General features: G+C 39.2%; 1 protein-coding gene. It reads right to left on the bottom strand.

Going from position 1 to position 1069, the window contains the following annotated elements; genetic code table 11:
* On the bottom strand, positions 1-1069 hold a 1069-nt coding region (locus tag ACP6PL_RS15120), incomplete at both ends, for a tetratricopeptide repeat protein (RefSeq protein WP_426546092.1).

Genomic DNA, 1069 nt, shown 5'->3' with positions numbered 1-1069 from the left:
TTGTTTTTCTCCTAAGCTATCGTAGATAAGGCCAAAATTATTGAGAGTGCCTGCTTCCCGACGGCGATCGCCTATTTGCCGAAGTAGAGGTAAAGCTTGATTGTAGAGATTGAGAGCTTTTTGTTTTTCTCCTAAGTTATCGTAGACAAGGCCAAGATTATTGAGAGTAGTTGCTTCCCGACGGCGATCGCCTACTTCCTGAAGTATAGATAAAGCTTGATTTAGGGAATTGAGAGCTTTTTGTGTTTCTCCTAAGCTATTGTAGACATCGCCAATAACATTGAGAGTATTTGCTTCCATACTCCGATCGCCCATTTTCTGAAATAAAGGTAAAGCTTTATTTAAGTAATTGAGAGCTTTTTGTGTTTCTCCTAAGTCACTGTAGACAGCACCAAGATTATTGAGAGTGCTTGCTTCCCCACCCTGATCGCCCATTTTCTGAAATAAAGGTAAAGCTTGCTGATAGTAATTGACTGTTTTTTGTTTTTCTCCTAAGCTATAGTAGACATTGCCAATACTTCTGAGAGTTTCTGATTCCATACGATGATCGCCTAATTGCTGATATATAGGTAAAGCTTGCTGATAGTAATTGACTGTTTTTTGTTTTTCTCCTAAGTTATCGTAGACATAGGCAATACCTGTGAGAGTGATTGCTTCCATGCGGGGGTCGCCTACTTGCTGAAATAGAGATAAACCTTGATTTAAGTAATCAAGTGCTTTTTGTTTTTCTCCTAACTCACTGTAGACTTTGCCAATACTTATCAGAGTACTTGCTTTGCCAATGGGATCGCCCACTTGCTGAAATAAAGGTAAAGCTTGATTTAAGTAATTGAGTGCTTCCTTCAGAGATTCTGCTGTACCTTGCTTATATAGTTCAGTTCCATACATAAATAATCTTTCTGCTTCATTACTCTGCTGAGTTGGAGCAAGAACTTCTCCCCCATCGAGAATATTGCGCAATTTATTGAGAATGTAAGCTTCTCCATGGCGATCGCCTACTTGCCGAGCTATAGGTAAAGCTTGATTGTAGTAATCGAGTGCTTTTTGTTTTTCTCCTAAGCTATTGTAG

Origin of the sequence: Dapis purpurea BLCC-M126, from assembly GCF_050015975.1 — a bacterium.
In the GTDB taxonomy this organism is placed as follows: Bacteria; Cyanobacteriota; Cyanobacteriia; order Cyanobacteriales; family Microcoleaceae; genus Trichodesmium.
Note: the sequence above shows the minus strand (reverse complement) of the source record. Positions and strands in the feature narration are given on the sequence as shown.